Here is a 547-nt window from a genome sequence, read left to right as displayed (position 1 = left end):
GCAGCCACCGGTCCAGATCCTCACGCCATCCACCAGCACCTGACATCGCGAGCACCCACGCTCATGGCCGTGGCAGGCGAATCCGCAAAAACCTCCAGCGTTCCCTCAATCTACCAAAGTAGTGCTAAGGTCCTGTCTCGCGATCGCCGCCAGAGCGACGAAGCTTGAGAACCCACACCGTTTTGCTGCCTGGTGCCGGTGGCTGGAGAATGAGCGCAAAGGTCGGCTGGACTACGGCCGACCGCCTTCAGCGGTCTCGGAACCAGCGCGCGCCGGGTACTTCTTTTAAATCGGAGCGCGATCGATCGAGAGCACGCGATGAGTCGTGCCGACTCATGCGCTGGGCTTCCTCGAACAAGTTCGATGCCGGTGCTTCGATCGCCTCGCCACTCGGGCTTAAACAAACGGCTAGAGCCGTGCCCTTTCAGGTTGGCTCATAGGCATCGTATCCAGCAGCGGTGAGGTAGTTTCGGCACTCATCCGGTCGGACGGCGGCGAACGCGTCCTCGATGGCGATGGTCAGGTCGGCGGCGGTCCGTGCTGCAGC

At 62.2% G+C, this 547-nt stretch carries 1 pseudogene; it reads right to left on the bottom strand.

Annotated features, from left to right (window positions below):
• Window positions 1-424: 424 nt before the first annotated feature.
• Window positions 425-547, bottom strand: a pseudogene (locus FV233_RS29825) (IS630 family transposase); the annotation flags it as partial.

It is taken from the genome of Methylobacterium sp. WL7, assembly GCF_008040085.1.
Classification (GTDB): Bacteria; Pseudomonadota; Alphaproteobacteria; order Rhizobiales; family Beijerinckiaceae; genus Methylobacterium; species Methylobacterium mesophilicum.
The sequence above is the reverse complement of the archived record's forward strand: the minus strand, read 5'-3'. Positions and strand labels throughout refer to the sequence as shown.